Source organism: Rhodococcus sp. LW-XY12, assembly GCF_019317345.1.
GTDB classification, from domain to species: Bacteria; Actinomycetota; Actinomycetes; order Mycobacteriales; family Mycobacteriaceae; genus Rhodococcus; species Rhodococcus pyridinivorans.
Genome location: NZ_CP079225.1, coordinates 804,155 through 821,299 on the forward strand (window position 1 = coordinate 804,155; position 17,145 = coordinate 821,299).

The window sequence follows — 17,145 nt, forward strand, 5'->3', positions numbered from 1 at the left end:
GAGCGGTCGAGCGGCGCGCGGTCCGAAGGGTGATCTCATGGAACGCTTCGCGGTGGGTGCCGACGATGCGTTCGTCCTGCTCCGGAAGTTGTCCGAGGAACGCAACGTGCCCCTGCGACGGATCGCGGGGGCACGTGGTCGACGCGGGCGGTGAGGTATCTATGCCAGTTCGGGTGGGAAGCCTCCCGTGGCCACCGGGCTCCAGCGGGTCGGGGTGATCCGGATCAGCGACTTGCGCTGATCGCGCATGGCCTGCCGGTACTCGTCCCAGTCCGAGTGTTCCCCGGCGATGTTGCGGAAGTACTCGGCGAGCGGTTCGACGTCGTCGTGGGCATCGATCACCTCCGCGGTTCCGTCGACCTGCACCCACGCGTCGTTCCAGTCGTCGGACAGCACGACGACACCGACCTCGGGCCGGCTGCGGGCGTTGCGGGTCTTGGCGCGCCGGGGATAGGTCGCGATCACGATGCGTCCGCGGTCGTCGACGCCGCCGGTGACGGGGGAGGCCTGCGGTGTGCCGTCGTCGCGTTGCGTCATGAGGATCATTCGGTGCCGGGGCCGGACGAAGTCCAGCAGTTCCTGCAGGCCGACTGCGGTGTTGGTGGCGATCTTGCGGGCCATTCACGTTCTCCTGTTCCGAAGGGTCACGACTCGAGGAGCGCCGCGAGTCGCGCGAGGTCCTCTTCCACCATGCGCGTGTCGCGGTCGAACTCGTCGTCGGTCAGTTCGATCTGCCGGACGGTGAGGACGACTTCGGCACCGTCCGGATGGGGGAGTACCCGCATCGGGTTGTGCACCGTCGTACCCGACGGCAGTGTCACCTTGTGGTCGAGCACCCCGTAATCGTTGGCGCCGACGAACCGCACGGTGACCTCGCCCATCGGGGAGTCCGCGACGAGGGCGTCGCCGATCCGCCGCACCTCGCTTTGTGCCAGACCGGCCGCCCACTTCGGCAGGTTGTCGGGATCCGCGGCGAACTCGTAGACCCGGCGCGGTGGGCATCGGACGACCCGAGCGACATGGCGGCTGCGGACGACGTGCGTGCTCATGCTCGCCACATTAGAAGTTCGGGAGGTCGATCGCCGCCGGAATGTGGGAGTTCCTGAAGCGCAACGTCTTCGGAGCGACGGCGTTCAGCCGGTACCCGGATCTGCGCGGCCCCCTTCGTCACCTTCTCGGTACTCCTCGCCGTCTTCGTCTTCGTCTTCCTCGCCCTCGGAGCGCTACTGGAGCAGACCGGTCCGACGAGGGTCGGGGGTTATTTCGGGCTCGCCGCTGCCGGGGTGCTGAGCACGACCTTCGGGCGTGTCGTCCTGCCCACGGGCCCACCCTGACGGGGCACCTCTTCGTTCCCGTGCGGGGGCGGTCCTATTGCCTCATGTCAAGATGCGCGCGAGGTTTGCTTCGTTGCCTCATCCGATGATGCGCGCGTGGAGACTGCCGTGACGGCGGGGACGCGGGCCGGACCCAGGGCCTCGGCAAAGTCGTAAGTAAGACCAGCTGACCTGCGGTTTCAAGGTGGGATGGCGCACGATCAGGGACGTGGATTGGGGCGGGCACGACCGTCTCGGTGATGATTCAAGTTCCTACACAATCGTCACAACCAGGAACGAGTCGTGCCCGCAGCTCCATCTTCGCCCATGTCTGTTCCGGTGTCGGACACCGGGATCCTCGAGGTGCTCGATCTGGTCCCCGATCCGCGAGCGCGTCGCGGGGTTCGGCACCGGTTGACGGTGATCCTGGCGGTCGCGTTGGCCGCGGTGTGCGCCGGCGCGAGATCGTTCACCGCGGTCGCCGAATGGGTGCACGACGCCCCGAACGATGTCCGGAGCCGACTCGGCATCGAGGGCCGGCCACGGTCGGAATCGACGATCCGCCGCACCCTCGGACGCCTCGACGCAGGCGTGTTCGACCAGGTCATCGGGATATGGGCCTGGATGCGGACCCGGGTCGTCGACGGGCGCCGGGTGATCGCGGGCGACGGAAAGACACTGCGCGGGGCGAAGGATGCAGCCGGGCATCTGACGCACCTGTTGGCGGCCATGGACCACAACAGTGGGGTGGTCCTCGGGCAGGTCGAGGTCGGTGCGAAAACGAACGAGATCCCGCTGATCGTCGACCTCCTGGCCGGGCTTGACCTCACCGATGTGGTCGTGACCGCAGATGCGTTGCACTGTCAGCGGGTCACCGCCGAGTACATCGCCTCACGGGGCGGGCACTACGTGTTCACCGTCAAGAACAACCAGAGATCCCTGCGGAACTTGCTGAAGTCGTTGCCCTGGAACGATATTCCGGTCTCATCAACGATCAGGGGTCGTGGTCACGGACGACGGGAGTGCCGCACGATCAAGGCCACCGAGGTCGATGCCGGTCTCGGTTTCCCGCACGCCACGCAGGTTCTGCAGGTCCGCCGGACCGTCACCAGAAACGGCCGCAAGAGTGTCGAGGTCGTCTATCTGATCACTTCGATGCCGATGACCTGCGCGGCTCCAGCCCAGGTCGCGGCATGGATTCGTGGGCATTGGGGCATCGAGAACCGGCTGCACTGGGTTCGTGATGTCACGTTCGACGAGGACCGCTGCGCCATCCGCACCGGCAGTGGGCCGCAGGTCATGGCCACCATTCGAAACACGGTCGTCGGTATCCTCCGACTCGCCGGCCACGCCAGCATCGCTACCGCCCTACGGCATCACAGTCGTGATCCACACCGGCCGATCGAGCTACTTCACACCATCTGACATGCAATTACACGACTTTGCCGGGGCCCTGGGGCCGGACCGGCCTTGGCGATGGTCAGGGTCAGCAGCTCGGCGGTCAACGCCTGGATCTGCCGCTGGATCGCCGCCGGGTTCAGGCGCACGTAGGTGTCGGCGAGGATCGCCTTGTCCTCGACGGTGACCGTCTCGTGCTGCTCGGCGCGGCGTTTCGGGGTGGTAGCCGTGTCGTACTTCTTGATCACCTTCGCCCCGTCCCGCACCTTCGAGATCAGTTTCTGCTGCGGACAGAAGTAGTTCGACAGACTCGACTGCAGAACCCAGATCCTGTTCAGTAGCAACAACTCTGCCGGGGTGTCGTAACGGTGGTAGCCGACGACGGTCCGCACGATCGCCCAGTTCTTCTGCTCGACGTGCGCGCCGTCGTTGGAGTTGCCGGGTCGGGACCGGGTGAAGGTGATCTGCCGCTGCTCGCACCAGGCGAGCAGGTGGTGGTTGATGAATTCGCTGCCGTTGTCGGAGTCGACACCGCGGATCGGGAACGGCAGGATGCCGGCAATCTCCTCGAGCGCGGCGAGCACCCACTTACGGGCCTTGTTCGGCACCGACCGATTCTCGGTCCAGCCAGTGGCGATGTCGGTCACCGTCAGGGTGTAGGCGTGGTCGCCGACCGCGTTGCCGCCTTCGTGTCCGACCAGGTCGATCTCCACGAACCCGGGTGCCGCGTCGTCCCACTGCGCCCAGGTACGGATCGGGATCTGCGACTTGAGCAGCGACCCCGGCTTGGTGTGTGCCCGGCCCTTCGGATCGAGCCTGCGCCGGTCTTCGGCCAGCCGACGGTCGATGGTCGCCGCCGACATCGACACCAACAACTCCGCAGTGGCGTCGTCGATGCTCAACTCGCCGAACCTGCGCAGCGTCGGCACCAGCTCCGGCAGCACCGCCGCGAGCCGTTTACCGGCCGGCGCACCGAGCACCGCCCAGCAGAACCGCAGTGCCGCAATCACGTCGGGACCGTACTTCGGTGGTCTCGGCGTGCGCGGCTTGACCGGTGTGGGCCGCAGCGCCTGCGTCAACGCCTTACGGGCGTGATTGCGATGCCATCCCGTCATCGCGCACAGCTCGTCGAGGATGACACCCTTGGCGGCCTTGTCGGCCCGGGTGTACCGCGTCGCGATCGTCTTGGTCACGGCCTTGCGTTGACTCATCGACAGCCCCATCGTTCGGACCTACCGCCCGGCCCGAGCCGGACACGGCAGGCGCACCGCACGCGCGCATTCTCAGTTGAGGCAACGACTACCTCTATGCGCGCATTTTGGATGAGTCAACGCGGCGGTTTGACAGGCGCATCGGCCGTCCTGGTACAGTCTGGGGCTATGCAGCGTGCATATTTCTGGTTTAGCAGGCCGGCCCGGGGTGGGTCGGTCGGCGTGACCGCGCGCTGACTTCTTCACCTACGAGCCGGATCCAGACCGGCTCGTCGGAATCTCAGGTTCTCTCGGGTCGGAATCCGAACCACCGAGAACAGGAACCATCGATGAGCCCCAGCACCGGAACCGCGACCACCGGAATCTCCACGTCGAATCTCGACGAACAGCGCACCGTCAAGGTCAGCCCTCTCGTCGCACCCTCCGAGATCCGTGCCGAGTACGCACCCGACGCCGTCGTCGCAGCGACCGTCCGTTCGGGCCGCGCCGGCACCGTCGACATCCTGAACGGCACCGACGACCGTCTCGTCGTCGTGGTCGGCCCCTGCTCCGTGCACGACCCCGCCGCCGCGATGGACTACGCGCGCCGTCTGGCCGCCAAGGCCGAGGAGCTGCGCGACGACCTGCACGTCGTGATGCGTGTGTACTTCGAGAAGCCGCGCACCACGCTCGGGTGGAAGGGCCTGCTCAACGACCCGCACCTCGACGGCACCTTCGATATCAACACCGGTCTGCGCATCGGCCGTAAGCTGCTGCTCGACGTCTCCGGTCTCGGCCTGCCCGTCGGCTGCGAGTTCCTCGACCCGATCCTTCCGCAGTACTACGCCGACCTGGTCACCTACGGAGCCATCGGCGCCCGCACCGCCGCGAGTCAGGTTCACCGCCAGCTGTGCAGCGCGCTGTCCATGCCCGTCGGCATCAAGAACTCCACCGAAGGTGACGTGCAGGTCGCGGTCGACGGCACCCGTGCCGCAGCGGCCAGCCACGTCTTCCCCGGCACCGACCTCGACGGTCAGGCCGCGCTGATCGAGACCGTAGGCAACCCGGACTGCCACGTCATCCTGCGCGGTGGCAGCGCGGGGCCGAACTACGACGCCGAGACCGTGGCCGACACGATGGCCCGCCTGCGCAAGGCCGGTCTGCCCGAGCGTGTCGTCATCGACGCAAGCCACGGCAACAGCCGCAAGGACCACAACAAGCAGGTCGACGTCGTCACCGATGTCGCCGAGCGCATCGAGGCCGGCGAGAAGGGCATAGTCGGACTGATGCTCGAGAGCTTCATCGAGGCGGGACGTCAGGACCTGACCCTCGGCGAGGCCGACAAGCTCGACTACGGCAAGTCGATCACCGACGCGTGCATCGACTGGGACACCACCGCCGCGCAGCTCGACCGCCTCGCGCAGGCCGTGCGCACCCGTCGCGGCTGAACGGTCTGCGGCGCGAAGGGCCGGCGGAGTCGTCAGCGATGACGAACCGCCGGCCCTCGTCGGTCCGGTAGCGTCGTTTCCATGACTTCGGACAGGTTGTCGATCGTCGTGCCGGCCCACAACGAGGAGCGTTACATCGCGAAATGCCTTGCGGCGCTGCTCGCCCAGAAGTCGGAGATCCACGAAATCCTGGTCGTTGACAACAATTCGACCGATCGCACCGCGCAGATCATCGAAGCCATCGCCGCCGGCGAGCCCCTCGTGCGACGGATCGTCGAGCCAAGACCGGGTGTCGCATTCGCGCGCAATGCCGGATACGACGCGGCCACAGGAGATCTCATCGGACGGATCGATGCGGACACGCGGGTTCGTCCCGATTGGGCGCACACCGTCCGCAGTTTTTTCGCCCGCGACGACACCGCCGAGGTGGGAGCGATCAGCGGACTCAGCAACTCCTACGATTCCCCCTACCGCAGGCTCAAACAGTGGTACATCGACAAACGGGTCGCGCAAGGAACATTCGGCGGGGAACGGCGGATCGACAATCTGCACGGCGCGAACATGGCACTGCGACGCTCGGCGTGGGAGCGTGTCCGGGACGTCGTCAGTACGGACCCGAGAATCCACGAGGATCTGGATCTGGCACTGTGTCTGCGTGAGGTGGACATCGAGATCGCCCAGCTGACCGATCTGTACGCCGACCTGTCGCCGCGTCGGGCCTACACCCCGCCCCGTGAGTACGCGGCCTATATCCAGTCGGGAATCGACACCTTCGAACTGCACGGCCGCCTGACGCCGGAGATCCTCAGGCTCATCCGTCTACAGTCACGTCTCCACGTTCTCGTGTATGCGGCATACCGGCCCTACGACCCCGACCTGGGCAGATTCACCCTCCGGCGAGCGATCTTCGGCTCCGGCGGACGTGCGATGCCGATCGACACGAAGGGCCGCACGCCGTCCCCCTGACGACGGGTGGCCGGGACGCCGCAGGACCGTCCCGGCCATCATCGTGGGATCTTCTCGCCTCAGGTCACCTCAGCGGCGTGAAATCGCGGCTGCCGAGATAGGGAGGACGCGGCCTCGAGGCGGCGAACGGCTCGACGAGCGTGTTCTCGACGCTGTTGAACACGACGAACAGATTCGAGCGCGGGAACGGAGTGATGTTCCCGTTGGAACCGTGCATGCAGTTCGAATCGAAGACCGTCGCCGACCCCGCCGGGCCGGTGAAGGTCGCGATACCGTGCTCGGCGGCCAAACGGGTGAGGGTGTCCTCGTCGGGCGAACCTGTCGGCGGAACGTGGGTGACCAGCGACTCCCGGTAGTAGTCGTCGGGCGTCTCACCGGCACACGAAACATACGTCTTGTGCGAACCCGGCATGATCATCAGACCGCCGTTGTAGCCGTAATTCTCGGTGAGGGCGATCGAGATGCTCAGAGCACGCGGCTTGGGCATGCCGTCCTCTGCGTGCCACGTCTCGAAGTCCGAATGCCAGTAGAACGGTCCACCGCGGAAGCCGGGCTTGACGTTGAGCCGCGACTGGTGGACGTACACCTCGGATCCCAGCAGTTGCCGTGCGATTCCGGCGATTTCGGGCCTGCGGACGATCGAGTCCACAAGATCGCTGAGCCGGTGCACGTCGAAGACCGAGCGGACGTCGCCGCTGCCCTTTTCGCGGACCACACGGTCGTCGTCGCCGAGTTCCCGGCCGAGTCGTGAGGTCTCCTCCAGAAGGTTCCCGACGTCGTGGGCGGCGAGAAGTCCTTCGGCGGTGTGGAACCCGCGGCGGTCGTACTCGATCACGGCCTCGGTGTCGAGCGGCCCGCCGGCAGCCGAACCCCAGACGACGGGATCCTTCCTCTCGACGGACTCGCAGGCGGTGCGACCGCGGGTTGGATAGTCGTCGCGAACGGTCGTGCGCATAGCTCGTAGATCACCCTCTCGAAAGTCGATGACGGTTCGCTTCCGACGTTCCCACTGAAAATGCAGGAATGCAAGCCGGGCCCCGACATGTCCGCGTACCGACTCCTCGCCCATAACTCCTGGTCGAATCGAGTTTCGTTCCGGAACCGGCCGGGTATCCGGCGGCGTCGCGACGGTCGGCAGCCGATGCGCGTCAGCGGTGCTCTCGGTATGCGCGAGGGGTGTTTCCGGTCCACCTCTTGAACGCACGGCGGAAGGCGCTCGGCTCGGAGAAACCGAGCCGGGACGACAGATCGTCGACCGCTTCACCGCGTCTCAGGCCCGCGATCGCGAGGTCGCGGAGGACCTCCTCGCGCAACTGCCCCAGCGACGTGCCCTCCTGGCGGAGCAGGCGTCGCAGATGGGGAGGGCTCACCGCGAGCCTGCCGGCGATGTCCTCGGCGGTCGCCGTCCGGCCGTCGATGCCCGATTCGAAGATCCGCCGCACCTGGGACGACACCGTCGACTCGTATTCACGTTCGGAGAGAATGAGATTCGGAGAATCCCGCAGGTACTCCTCGAGTGATTCCTCGGTCTGCACGAGTGGCGACTTCAGTGCAGCATTGTCGATCTCGAGCGCGGCCCGCCCCGCACCGAAGGTCACCGGCACGCCGAAGATCGCGTCGTAACTGCGGGCCAGGACGGGATCGGGTTCGGTGTACGGCAGGAACACCGACCCGAGGGGGACACGCCCACCCACCAGCCACGCGGCGAAGCGGTGCAGCAGCATGAGAAGGAAATCCACCACCACGCGGGTCTTGTCGTCCACGACCTCCGGCAGTTCCACGTCCAGGAAGGTGGTGGACGCACCCGGGGTCAGGCTCAACTGCGGCAGGGACCGGATGACATGGTTCACCTCGATCATCCGTTGCAGAGCGTGGTCGAGATCGGGTCGGTGGATGAGGGTCAGGCACATAACCCGGAAGGTGCCGCGGGGCACGGGAGCCGCTGCGATGCCGAAGAGTTCGTCGTCGGTGATCTGCCAGACCACCTGCGTGAAACGACTGACCTGGGCGGGCGTGAGCCGGGCATGGGGATGGGTGAGCACCGCGCGGCTGATGCGTGCTGCCTCGAGGGCCGGTTGCAGATCGATGCCCTCCTCGGCTCCCACCTGTACCGCTCGCGACACGAAGTCCGACGGGATGGTCGGTCGCAACATCTAGCGCGCCTCCTGCAATCCGTTCAGACGTGCCACCGCTTCGGTGAGCACCTCGTCCCGTTTGCAGAACGCGAAGCGCACCAGATGGTTCCATGACGCGGTGTCGTCCACGAAGACGCTCACCGGTACCGCGGCCACTCCGACGCGGCCCGGAAGTTCCCGGCAGAAGGCCACCGCGTCGGTCCGGCCGAGGGGTGTCAGATCGGCGCACACGAAATACGTTCCGGTGGAGCCGAACACTTTCAGGCCGGCCTCGGAGAGTGCGTGGGACAGGAACGTTCGCTTGCGCTCGAGGTCGGCGCGCATCGACGCGATCCATTCCTGTTCGTGCGTCAACGCATGTGCGACCGCCGGTTGGAAGGGCGCCCCACCGACGAACGTCATGAACTGTTTCGCGGCGCGCACCCCGTCGATCAGCTCGCGCGGGCCCATCGCCCACCCGATCTTCCATCCGGTGACGTTGAAGGTCTTGGCGGCACTCGAGACCGTGATCGTCCGTTCGGCCATGCCGGGCAACGATGCGAGCGGGATGTGCGTGCGGCCGTCGAAGACCAGATGCTCGTACACCTCGTCGGACAGCACCAGCAGTTCGCGTTCGCAGGCGAGCTCGGCCAGGGCGGTCAGCGCTTCACGGTCGTAGACGGTGCCGGTGGGATTGTGCGGGCTGTTGACGACCAGCATCCGTGTCCGGTCGGTGACGGCGGCGCGCAGGGCGTCGACGTCGAGCACGAAACCGTTCCCGGAACGGGTCAGCGGCACGGTCCGTCGCGTCGCGCCGGCGAGCGCCACCGAGGCCGCATACGAGTCGTAGTACGGCTCCGTGAGGAGCACCTCCTCTCCGGGTTCGACGAGCCCGAGGATGGCGGCGCTGATCGCCTCGGTGGCACCGACGGTGACGAGCACCTCGGATTCGGGGTCGTGGTGCAGGCCGTACCGTGCGGCACGGTCGGCGGCGATCGCCTCGCGCAGGACCGGCATGCCGGACCCGGGCGGGTACTGGTTGACCCCCTCGGTGATGGCGCGGCGGGCGATCTCGAGCATTGCGGGCGGGCCGTCGACGTCGGGAAATCCCTGCCCGAGGTTGATCGCGCCGTGCCGGACAGCGAGTTCGGTCATCTCGGCGAAGATCGTCGAGGCGAACGGTCGTAACCGGGAGACCGTACGAACTCGTCCCGAAGTCGTCGAATCAGCCATTCCTGCAGCGTAGCGCCCGCGGTGTCACATCCGTGAGGTCTGCCTCGTCTCCATGATGTAGGCCACCTCGAACCGGCGGAGTATCCGTCGGTCGCACCGGAAGGACACCGTCATGGCACGACTCGAAGCCGTCGCTCCCGACCGCACCGGTCCGATGACCCGTGCGATGTATGCGCTCGCCCGCCGCAGGTTCGGTTCGGTCCCCGAACCCTTCGCGGTGGCCGCGCACCATCCGCGGTTGATGCGTACGAGCGGAGTCCACGAGATGCTCGCCCAACGCGCCTCCACCGTCCTGCCCGCCGCGGTCCGGGAGATCGCCGTCTACCGCGTGGCGTGGACCGTCGGATGCTCGTGGTGCATCGACTTCGGGACGATGCTGCAGCGACTGGACGGACTCGACACCGAACGACTCGCCCACATCGCCGAGTACGAGACCTCCGATCTCTACAGCGACGACGAGAAAGCCGCGATCGCCTATGCCGATGCGATGACCGGCGACGTGGCGAAGGAGGTCACCGACGAACAGGTCGCCGACCTCGAGCGTCGTTTCGGGCCGGCGGGCGTCGTCGAACTCACCTATCAGATCGCGCTCGAGAACATGCGTGCGCGCATGAACTCGGCGCTGGGCATCCACGATCAGGGATTCAGCACGGACGCCTGCCGGGTACCCTGGGCCGACGAAGCCGGGAACGCATGACGCCTAGTCGAAGATGCTGTCGGGCAGGAGCACTCCGCGTCCGAGCTTCTCGGGGTTCGCGATGTCGTAGGCCGCCCAGATCCGTCCGTCCCGCACGGTCCACGCCGTCACGCGCGGAGGGAAGCCCGGCCGACCGTCCTCGGCCGGGCGACCGCGGTTCAACAGACCCATCTCGCCGTTGACGAGGACCGGTTCGAAGGCCGTCAACGCCTCGGCTCCGTAGAGCCGCAGCAGTCCGAGGATGAACCGCGCGACCTTCTCGGCTCCGACCACGACGTTCAGCGCCGTACGGGTCGTGCCGCCGGCGTCGCCGATCATGCGGGCGTCGGGATGGAGCGCGGCGACGACGGCGTCGAGGTCGGCGCCCGCGAAGGCCGCGACGAGCCGCCCGACGGCCTCCTCGTGTTCGGCCGGTGAACTCGGCGGTGGAACGGCCGAGACCGTACGGCGGGCGCGGGAGGCCAGCTGGCGGGCGGTCGGGGTGGCGACGCCGAGGATGCGGGCGATGTCGTCGAACGAGATGTCGAACGCGTCGTGGAGCACGAACGCCACGCGCTGTGCCGGTGTCAGGCTGTCGAGGACGACGAGCGCGGCCAGGCGGTTGTCCTCGTCGCGCACGATCTCGTCGAGCGGGTCCGGGGGAGCGAGGGAGCCGAGGGGCGCCACGACGGGTTCGGGCAGCCACTGGCCCACGTAGGTCTCGCGGCGCACCGCGGCCGAGCGCAGTCTGTCGAGGCACAACCGTCCTACGACTGTCGTCAGCCAGGCACGCAGGTCGCGCACCTCGGAGACATCCGCGCCCACGAGTCGCAGCCATGCGTCCTGCACGGCGTCCTCGGCGTCGGCGATGCTGCCGGTGAGGCGGTACGCCACCGACAGCAGGTGGGTGCGGTTCTCCTCGAATGTCTTCTGGGTGCTCTCGTCGAGCATGGGGACGATGCTAGACGCGATCGGCTGCGGGGCGAAGGGGTGTCGATCGCGCGTACGGATGCTGTCGGGCGCTTATTCTCGTCCTCGAACGGAAGGGGCGCCGTGGACAAATACGACATCAAGCGTGAGCACCGCGAGCTGTACTCGTGCTCGGCCGAGGATTTCGCCGAGGTGCACGCTCCCGAGTTCGACTACCTCGCCGTGGACGGCAAGGGTGATCCGAACGGTTCCGAGGAGTACGCCGATGCCGTCGAGGCCCTCTACTCGGTGGCGTACACCCTGAAGTTCACCTCCAAGAAGGAACTCGGGCGGGATTTCGTCGTCGGACCTCTCGAAGGCCTGTGGTGGAGTGAGGACATGACCACCTTCCTCACGCGGGACAAGGACTCCTGGTCGTGGCGCATGCTCATCGCGCAGCCGCCCTGGATCACCGACGACATGATGAACGACGCGATCGAGACGGCGGGCGACAAGGCCCGGGCGAAGAAGAATCCGCTCCCGTCCCTGCCGCGTGTGCGGCCGTTCCGGCTGGCGGAGGGCAGGGCGCTGCAGATCCTGCACATCGGACCGTACGACGACGAAGGCCCCGTCCTGCAGCGCCTGCACACGCAGGTGATGCCCGAACGAGGGTTGGCATTCGCCGGCGACCACCACGAGATCTACCTGTCCGACCCTCGCCGCACGGCCCCCGAGAAACTGAAAACGATTCTGCGTCAACCTGTCACAGGCATACAGGAGCGATGATGGCCGCCACCAGTGCAGGTCTGCTGTTCTACCGCATCGACGAGACCGGTCTGCTCAGCGTGTGGCTCGTCCACCCCGGTGGTCCGTTCTGGAAGGGGAAGGACGAAGCGGCCTGGTCGGTGCCGAAGGGGGAGTACGACCCGGAGGAGGATCCCCGGGAGGTCGCCCTGCGCGAGTTCACAGAGGAATGCGGGATCGAGCCCCCGGATGTGCCGTTGTCGTTGCTGGGTCGCTACCGGCAGTCGTCCGGCAAGATCGTCAGCATCTACGCAGGAGAGACGACGGACGAGCTGGAATTCGTCGAAAGCAACACGTGCGAGGTCGAATGGCCGCCGAAGTCCGGTAAGCGGATCACGATCCCGGAGGTCGACGATGCGCGCTGGATCGTCGCGGCGGACGCCGAGACGAAACTGATCAAGGGGCAGCGGCCGGTGTTGGAAGCACTGCGGGCGCGATTGGACGAAGAAGGGCGGTACTACCGCGTCGACCCGTAGCCCGGCAGCACCATCGGAACGAGGAACTGCCGCGCGATCGACGCCAGGGCGTCGTCGTCGTCGATGTCGACGACCTGACTCGGTGTGGTGAGGAACGATGCCGAGATGCGGACGATCATCTCCGCCACCAGATCGGTGTTCAGATCGGCGGCGACCGTTCCCGCGCGTTGCTCTCGCTGCAACTGCCCCGCGACGAACCGGCGGACAGCGGCGAGCATCGTTCCGTCGTCGCCTCCGATCGCACCGGCGAACAGCACCGGTTCGGTCTCGAGCAGATTGCCGATCAGCCTGTTCGTGCGGATGACGCGCAGCGCGCTGACGAATCCGAGGACCACCCTGTCGGCCACGGTGTCGGCCTGGGCGATGTCCTCGAGGAAACGCAGGAAGTAGCGGCGGAACTCGCGCATGATGACCTCGTCGACGAGGGCATCCTTCGATTCGAACTTACGGTACACGGTGATTCGCGACAGTTTCGCGCGGCGGGCGATCTCCTCCATCGAGGAGCGCTGGATGCCGGTTCGGCAGAACTGTTCGTAAGCGGCATCGAGCAGGCGCACGCGGGTCTCGTCGATCTCGGTACCCATGACGGATTCGTCCGGGAGTAGAAGTGCGTCCTGAAAGGCACGTTCCAGCAACGACGCCGATTCGGCAGGGGGCGGTAGGGAGGCGGGTGAGACCGCTCGGGAAATCGGCGACGCAGAATCCACATGTCCTCCTCGAAGTCCAGAGTTTACCGTTCCGGTCCCGGCGCGGACCATGCCGAGCAGTGATATTTCACGATTCATTGTGACCCGAGCCACAGTGTGGTTCGATGCTACAGAGAAACGCTGAATGTTTCATTGCTACATCCGCGAGTCGTAGGGGAGCGGCAGTATGGATAATCCGAGCAGGCGCGACGTTCTGAAAACCGGTGGTCTCCTGGGTGCCTTGGGGGCGTTCGCGGTGGCAGCGCCGGCCCAGGCCCGGCCCTGGAAGTGGTCACCGTCAGGATCGATACCGGGTGCGGGGAGCGGTGCCGACCCGCGACAGGTATGGGACAACGAGGCCGACCCGCTCGTCGCTTCATTGCTCGAGCGGGGCGACGTACCGAGGGTCAACGAGCTGCTGCGCACCTGGAAGAAGAACTCCCAGCCGTTACCCGAAGGACTTCCGAACGACCTGCGCGACTTCATGGAACACGCCCGGCAGCTTCCGCCCTGGGCCGATCCGGCGAAACTCGAGACGGCCGTCCGCTTCAACGAGAAGCGCGGGTTGTACCTCGGTGTGCTGTACGGATTCGTGAGCGGGATGATGAGCACGGTCATCCCGAAAGAGGCGCTGGCCGTCTACTACTCCAAGGGCGGCGCGAACATGAAGGGCCGCATCTCGAAGACTGCAAAATTGGGCTACGACATCGGTTCTCGCAACGCGTATCTGGGCGACGGCGAAATGATCGTCACAGCCGTGAAGACCAGGCTCGTCCATGCCGGCGTGCGTCATCTGCTTCCGCAGTCCTCGCACTGGTCCAACATGGCACCGGAGGACGTGCCGATCAGCCAGCACGACATGATGGTCACCTGGCACAGCCTGCCCACCAGCGTGATGCGCACGTTGAAGGAGTGGAAGGTTCCCATCCCGGCCGCGGAGGCCGACGGATTCCTGCACTCGTGGCAGGTCAGTGCGCACATGCTCGGCATCGAAGACCAGTACATCCCGGCCACCTGGGACGACGCCGAATCCCAGGCGCAGGAGGCGCTCGATCCGATCCTGGCGCCCACACCCGAGGGCGTGAAGCTCGCCGATATGCTCCTCGATCTCGGTAAGGGTCTCGACTTCTCGCTGTTGTCCCCCGTTACCTTCTTCGTAGTCCCGCACCGCGGGACCACGGTCGCCAAGTTCGGTATGACTTCTTGCCCCTGTCTCTCGAATGATCCGGGGGGTGGTGTCGCCGAACCTGGTGACGTCGATGGACCGCTGATAGGGACACGGCCACCGGATTTGCGGTAGGTCTCTTCGTAACGTGGGTGCCGGGTATCGACGTCGGATCGGTGACCGTCCGGAGCGGAACGAAAGGCACGCTTCATGGACCCGACCTACGCCGTGTTCTGCGGCATCGACGTGGGCAAAGGCGAACACCACGCCGTCGGACTCGACCCTTCGGGCACTCGACTGTTCGACAAAGCCCTGCCCAACGACGAAACCAAACTGCGGACTGTGTTCGACCGTCTCGCCGAACACGGCCCGGTACTGGTGATCGTCGACCAACCGAACACGATCGGCGCTCTGCCGGTCACCGTGGCCCGAGCCTGCGGCCACGCCGTGGCGTACCTGCCGGGATTGACGATGCGCCGCGTCGCCGACCTCTACCCGGGTCAGGCCAAAACCGACGCCCGAGATGCGTTCATCATCGCCGACACCGCCCGCACGATGCCGCACACGCTGCGCCGGGTCGATGTCGGTGACGAGGCCCTGGCCGAACTCGGGGTACTCGTCGGATTCGACGACGATCTCGCCGGTGAGGCCACCCGCATCAGCAACCGCATCCGCGGATTGCTCACCGGAATCCACCCCGCTCTCGAACGCGTCCTGGGCCCCAGGATCGCGCATCCGGCCGTGCTCGAAATCCTGTCGCGCTGCGGTGGACCGGTCGGTATCCGCAAGGCCGGCAAGCGCCGGCTCACCACACTCGCAACCAAGCACGCTCCGCGAATGGGCACCCGTCTCGCCGAGGAGATCCTCGCCGCCCTGGATGCGCAATCTGTGACGGTGCCGGGCAGTGCCGCCGCCGAGATCGTTCTGCCGAAACTTGCAGATTCTCTGAAAGAAGTTCTGCAGCAGCGCAAGAGCATTGCCGAGGATGTCGAGAGGATGCTCGACGACCACCCTCTTTCCCAGGTCCTGATGTCGATGCCCGGCGTCGGCATCAGGACTGCAGCCCGCGTCCTCCTCGAGGTCGGTGACGGTTCCGCGTTCGCGTCTGCGGCACACCTGGCGGCCTATGCCGGTATCGCCCCGGTGACTCATCGTTCCGGGTCGTCGATCCGTGGGGAGCACCCCGCCCGATCAGGCAACCGCAAGCTCAAACGGGCGTTGTTCCTGTCCGCATTCGCCGCGTTACACGATCCGACCAGCCGCGCCTACTACGACCGCAAACGCGCCGAGGGCAAGAAGCACAACGCCGCCCTGATCTGCCTTGCGCGGCGGCGCTGCGACGTCCTCTACGCCATGCTCAAGAACAAGACCTTCTACCGGTCCCCAATCGCAGAAGCAGCATGAGCACAGACCACGAGTTGGGGCTTGACCCGTTGTTAGCGCACTTGCTTCGCCAGATGGATCAGCGCATAGCCGCCCGGAGTCGGAGTGCGGTGCGTTTCCTGATACCCGAATCGGGAGTAGAGCCGCAGGTTGCCGAGGCTGCGCTCACCTGTGAACAACTGCAGATCAGTGATCTGCTCAGGTAGTCGCTCTTCCACCAGTTCGAGCAGTCGACTGCCCCGGCCCTGGCCTTGCATGTCCGGGGCCACGACCAGCCTTCCCAACTCGGCGGTATGAGGCTCCGTCGGAGAGAGATACACGCGCACGGCGGCGACGAGACGTTGGGAGTCATCGCGCAACCCGAACGCGAGCACGTCGGGCTGCGTCAGCTCACTCACCAACTCGTCGAGGGATTGCATCAACGGGGGAAGGTTCACGTCGTCGTGGGCCTGCGCCTCAGTCACATATGCAGCACGCTGCAACGTCAGCAGCTCACCCGCGTCCCCACCTGACAGTGTCACAACGGATTCCATGCATGTCGATTATTCCAGCCCCTACCGGACCGCACTTCAGTGGCATCCCCGGTCGGTTGACATCAACATAGGGACACCCCCCCGATCCTCGGTGCGCTCACCCGCTTCGCTCTCGGCGACGAGGTCGCCAACTGGCTCAATATTCCGCGCGAACCGGTCTGGGGCACACTGCTCGACGTCGCGTGGGGTCCGTTCATCGCGGTACGCGAAGGCCTGCTGCCGCTTCCGCTGGCGCCGGATGCCTACTGGACGTTCGACGAACTGCTGCGCCAGTTCGTCCTGCTGTACATGTCGGAACTGCGCCCGATCAGCATCGAGATCCCCGAATACAACAATCCCAACTATCCCTGACCCGTTCGGGGCGAGGGGCCGGCACAGTCGCTGTGCCGGCCCCTCGTGGTGTCGATTCAGTTCTGTGCCGTATCCGCCTTCAAGGAATCGATGGCGGCCTGCAGAGCGGTGGTGGCGTCGTCGGCGACCTCCGCGAGTCCCGGCTGATCGGCGACCTGCACCATCATCTGTGGGTTCATTGCGTCGACCACCACGGTGTCGGGATCCTCGGGGTCGGTGCGGACCACGACGTTGCAGGGGAGCAAGAGCCCGATCTGCCGATCGACCGTCACCGCCCGGTGGGCGAGCGGCGGATTGCACGCACCGAGGATCACGTAATCCTCCAGGTCCTCACCGAGCTTGGCCTTCAGGGTGGCCTTCATGTCGATCTCGGTGAGAATGCCGAATCCCTGCCCGGCCAGTGCCTTGCGGGTGCGTTCGACCGCATCGTCGAACGAGGTGTGGAGGGTGGTCGAGAGTGCGAGTGTCATGGGTGTCCTGCTTTCTCTCGGAAGGGGAGG

The 17,145-nt window shown here is 66.1% G+C and carries 19 protein-coding genes and 1 pseudogene; 10 read left to right on the forward strand and 10 right to left on the reverse strand.

The features are described from left to right. The first annotated feature begins 37 nt into the window (after window positions 1-37). Entirely contained in the window at window positions 38-154 is a 117-nt protein-coding gene (locus KXC42_RS03825; RefSeq protein ID WP_019289975.1) for an ANTAR domain-containing protein, read from the forward strand. Between the two features lie 5 nt (window positions 155-159). Here the strand turns inward: KXC42_RS03825 and KXC42_RS03830 are convergent, their stop codons facing one another. Together KXC42_RS03830 and KXC42_RS03835 are read right to left on the reverse strand one after the other, a co-directional pair. Beyond that, window positions 160-621, reverse strand: a complete 462-nt coding sequence (locus KXC42_RS03830; RefSeq protein ID WP_071934383.1) for a PPOX class F420-dependent oxidoreductase — start codon at window positions 619-621, stop codon at window positions 160-162. 23 nt (window positions 622-644) lie between these two features. After that, the gene (locus KXC42_RS03835) at window positions 645-1,049 is read right to left on the reverse strand and encodes an SRPBCC family protein (protein WP_219129952.1); all 405 of its coding nucleotides are present in this window, start codon (window positions 1,047-1,049) and stop codon (window positions 645-647) included. 591 nt (window positions 1,050-1,640) lie between these two features. Between KXC42_RS03835 and KXC42_RS03840 the strand changes: the two genes are divergently transcribed. Then, a complete protein-coding gene (locus KXC42_RS03840; protein WP_071934394.1) occupies window positions 1,641-2,738 on the forward strand; it encodes an ISAs1 family transposase in 1,098 nt (365 codons plus the stop codon). Here KXC42_RS03840 and KXC42_RS03845 read toward each other — a convergent pair. Next, a complete protein-coding gene (locus KXC42_RS03845; RefSeq protein WP_219129953.1) occupies window positions 2,726-3,934 on the reverse strand; it encodes a DDE-type integrase/transposase/recombinase in 1,209 nt (402 codons plus the stop codon). The genes KXC42_RS03840 and KXC42_RS03845 overlap by 13 nt on opposite strands. A 317-nt stretch (window positions 3,935-4,251) precedes the next feature. On the opposite strand from KXC42_RS03845, the gene KXC42_RS03850 reads away from it, so the two are divergent. Both KXC42_RS03850 and KXC42_RS03855 read left to right on the forward strand, forming a co-directional pair. Beyond that, a complete protein-coding gene (locus KXC42_RS03850; protein WP_006551720.1) occupies window positions 4,252-5,349 on the forward strand; it encodes a 3-deoxy-7-phosphoheptulonate synthase in 1,098 nt (365 codons plus the stop codon). 81 nt (window positions 5,350-5,430) lie between these two features. Next, window positions 5,431-6,315, forward strand: coding sequence for a glycosyltransferase family 2 protein (locus tag KXC42_RS03855; protein WP_071934396.1), 885 nt, complete (start codon window positions 5,431-5,433; stop codon window positions 6,313-6,315). A 64-nt stretch (window positions 6,316-6,379) separates the two neighbouring features. Here KXC42_RS03855 and thpD read toward each other — a convergent pair whose 3' ends face one another. The 3 genes from thpD to KXC42_RS03870 form a co-directional block, all read right to left on the reverse strand. After that, window positions 6,380-7,270: an ectoine hydroxylase gene (gene thpD / locus KXC42_RS03860; protein ID WP_071934397.1), complete on the reverse strand. Its 891-nt coding sequence runs from the start codon at window positions 7,268-7,270 to the stop codon at window positions 6,380-6,382. Between the two features lie 193 nt (window positions 7,271-7,463). Further along, the gene (locus KXC42_RS03865; RefSeq protein WP_006551717.1) at window positions 7,464-8,468 is read right to left on the reverse strand and encodes an AraC family transcriptional regulator; all 1,005 of its coding nucleotides are present in this window, start codon (window positions 8,466-8,468) and stop codon (window positions 7,464-7,466) included. Further along, entirely contained in the window at window positions 8,469-9,662 is a 1,194-nt protein-coding gene (locus KXC42_RS03870; RefSeq protein WP_033096801.1) for a pyridoxal phosphate-dependent aminotransferase, read from the reverse strand. Between the two features lie 112 nt (window positions 9,663-9,774). On the opposite strand from KXC42_RS03870, the gene KXC42_RS03875 reads away from it, so the two are divergent. Further along, the gene (locus tag KXC42_RS03875) at window positions 9,775-10,359 is read left to right on the forward strand and encodes a carboxymuconolactone decarboxylase family protein (RefSeq protein WP_006551714.1); all 585 of its coding nucleotides are present in this window, start codon (window positions 9,775-9,777) and stop codon (window positions 10,357-10,359) included. Between the two features lie 3 nt (window positions 10,360-10,362). On the opposite strand, the gene KXC42_RS03880 is transcribed toward KXC42_RS03875, so the two are convergent. Next, window positions 10,363-11,289 (reverse strand): sigma-70 family RNA polymerase sigma factor, encoded by a 927-nt coding sequence (locus KXC42_RS03880; protein WP_024103063.1) that lies wholly within the window; start codon window positions 11,287-11,289, stop codon window positions 10,363-10,365. Window positions 11,290-11,391: 102 nt separating this feature from the next. On the opposite strand from KXC42_RS03880, the gene KXC42_RS03885 reads away from it, so the two are divergent. Continuing rightward, window positions 11,392-12,033, forward strand: coding sequence for a GyrI-like domain-containing protein (locus KXC42_RS03885; protein WP_071934398.1), 642 nt, complete (start codon window positions 11,392-11,394; stop codon window positions 12,031-12,033). Then, window positions 12,033-12,527 carry an NUDIX domain-containing protein gene (locus KXC42_RS03890; protein ID WP_071936305.1) on the forward strand — a complete coding sequence of 165 codons (495 nt, stop codon included), beginning with the start codon at window positions 12,033-12,035 and terminating at the stop codon, window positions 12,525-12,527. Before KXC42_RS03885 ends, KXC42_RS03890 begins: the two co-directional genes overlap by 1 nt. Here the strand turns inward: KXC42_RS03890 and KXC42_RS03895 are convergent. After that, window positions 12,509-13,111 (reverse strand): TetR/AcrR family transcriptional regulator, encoded by a 603-nt coding sequence (locus tag KXC42_RS03895; RefSeq protein ID WP_083543549.1) that lies wholly within the window; start codon window positions 13,109-13,111, stop codon window positions 12,509-12,511. The two genes, KXC42_RS03890 and KXC42_RS03895, sit on opposite strands and share 19 nt — an antisense overlap. Window positions 13,112-13,400: 289 nt before the next feature. Between KXC42_RS03895 and KXC42_RS03900 the strand changes: the two genes are divergently transcribed. Continuing rightward, on the forward strand, window positions 13,401-14,513 hold the full coding sequence (locus tag KXC42_RS03900) for an oxygenase MpaB family protein (RefSeq protein ID WP_232238027.1): 1,113 nt from the start codon (window positions 13,401-13,403) through the stop codon (window positions 14,511-14,513). Window positions 14,514-14,588: 75 nt separating this feature from the next. Next, complete coding sequence (locus tag KXC42_RS03905; RefSeq protein WP_064257581.1) at window positions 14,589-15,782, forward strand: IS110 family transposase; 1,194 nt, start codon at window positions 14,589-14,591, stop codon at window positions 15,780-15,782. 32 nt (window positions 15,783-15,814) lie between these two features. Here KXC42_RS03905 and KXC42_RS03910 read toward each other — a convergent pair whose 3' ends face one another. After that, a complete protein-coding gene (locus tag KXC42_RS03910) occupies window positions 15,815-16,294 on the reverse strand; it encodes a GNAT family N-acetyltransferase (protein WP_064257580.1) in 480 nt (159 codons plus the stop codon). Between the two features lie 84 nt (window positions 16,295-16,378). Here KXC42_RS03910 and KXC42_RS27050 point away from each other — a divergent pair. Next, window positions 16,379-16,645, forward strand: a pseudogene (locus tag KXC42_RS27050) (DUF2236 domain-containing protein); the annotation flags it as partial. A gap of 56 nt (window positions 16,646-16,701) precedes the next feature. Here the strand turns inward: KXC42_RS27050 and KXC42_RS03915 are convergent. After that, on the reverse strand, window positions 16,702-17,115 hold the full coding sequence (locus KXC42_RS03915; RefSeq protein ID WP_039587618.1) for a DUF302 domain-containing protein: 414 nt from the start codon (window positions 17,113-17,115) through the stop codon (window positions 16,702-16,704). Window positions 17,116-17,145 lie beyond the last annotated feature (30 nt).

Excerpts from the sequence above, each read along its gene's own strand:
- KXC42_RS03825 (WP_019289975.1), top strand. The coding sequence starts at position 38 with ATGGAACGCTTCGCGGTGGGTGCCGACGATGCGTTCGTCCTGCTCCGG.
- KXC42_RS03830 (WP_071934383.1), bottom strand. The coding sequence starts at position 621 with ATGGCCCGCAAGATCGCCACCAACACCGCAGTCGGCCTGCAGGAACTG.
- KXC42_RS03835 (WP_219129952.1), bottom strand. The coding sequence starts at position 1,049 with ATGAGCACGCACGTCGTCCGCAGCCGCCATGTCGCTCGGGTCGTCCGA.
- KXC42_RS03840 (WP_071934394.1), top strand. The coding sequence starts at position 1,641 with ATGTCTGTTCCGGTGTCGGACACCGGGATCCTCGAGGTGCTCGATCTG.
- KXC42_RS03845 (WP_219129953.1), bottom strand. The coding sequence starts at position 3,934 with ATGGGGCTGTCGATGAGTCAACGCAAGGCCGTGACCAAGACGATCGCG.
- KXC42_RS03850 (WP_006551720.1), top strand. The coding sequence starts at position 4,252 with ATGAGCCCCAGCACCGGAACCGCGACCACCGGAATCTCCACGTCGAAT.
- KXC42_RS03855 (WP_071934396.1), top strand. The coding sequence starts at position 5,431 with ATGACTTCGGACAGGTTGTCGATCGTCGTGCCGGCCCACAACGAGGAG.
- thpD (WP_071934397.1), bottom strand. The coding sequence starts at position 7,270 with ATGCGCACGACCGTTCGCGACGACTATCCAACCCGCGGTCGCACCGCC.
- KXC42_RS03865 (WP_006551717.1), bottom strand. The coding sequence starts at position 8,468 with ATGTTGCGACCGACCATCCCGTCGGACTTCGTGTCGCGAGCGGTACAG.
- KXC42_RS03870 (WP_033096801.1), bottom strand. The coding sequence starts at position 9,662 with ATGGCTGATTCGACGACTTCGGGACGAGTTCGTACGGTCTCCCGGTTA.
- KXC42_RS03875 (WP_006551714.1), top strand. The coding sequence starts at position 9,775 with ATGGCACGACTCGAAGCCGTCGCTCCCGACCGCACCGGTCCGATGACC.
- KXC42_RS03880 (WP_024103063.1), bottom strand. The coding sequence starts at position 11,289 with ATGCTCGACGAGAGCACCCAGAAGACATTCGAGGAGAACCGCACCCAC.
- KXC42_RS03890 (WP_071936305.1), top strand. The coding sequence starts at position 12,033 with ATGGCCGCCACCAGTGCAGGTCTGCTGTTCTACCGCATCGACGAGACC.
- KXC42_RS03895 (WP_083543549.1), bottom strand. The coding sequence starts at position 13,111 with ATGGGTACCGAGATCGACGAGACCCGCGTGCGCCTGCTCGATGCCGCT.
- KXC42_RS03900 (WP_232238027.1), top strand. The coding sequence starts at position 13,401 with ATGGATAATCCGAGCAGGCGCGACGTTCTGAAAACCGGTGGTCTCCTG.
- KXC42_RS03905 (WP_064257581.1), top strand. The coding sequence starts at position 14,589 with ATGGACCCGACCTACGCCGTGTTCTGCGGCATCGACGTGGGCAAAGGC.
- KXC42_RS03910 (WP_064257580.1), bottom strand. The coding sequence starts at position 16,294 with ATGGAATCCGTTGTGACACTGTCAGGTGGGGACGCGGGTGAGCTGCTG.
- KXC42_RS03915 (WP_039587618.1), bottom strand. The coding sequence starts at position 17,115 with ATGACACTCGCACTCTCGACCACCCTCCACACCTCGTTCGACGATGCG.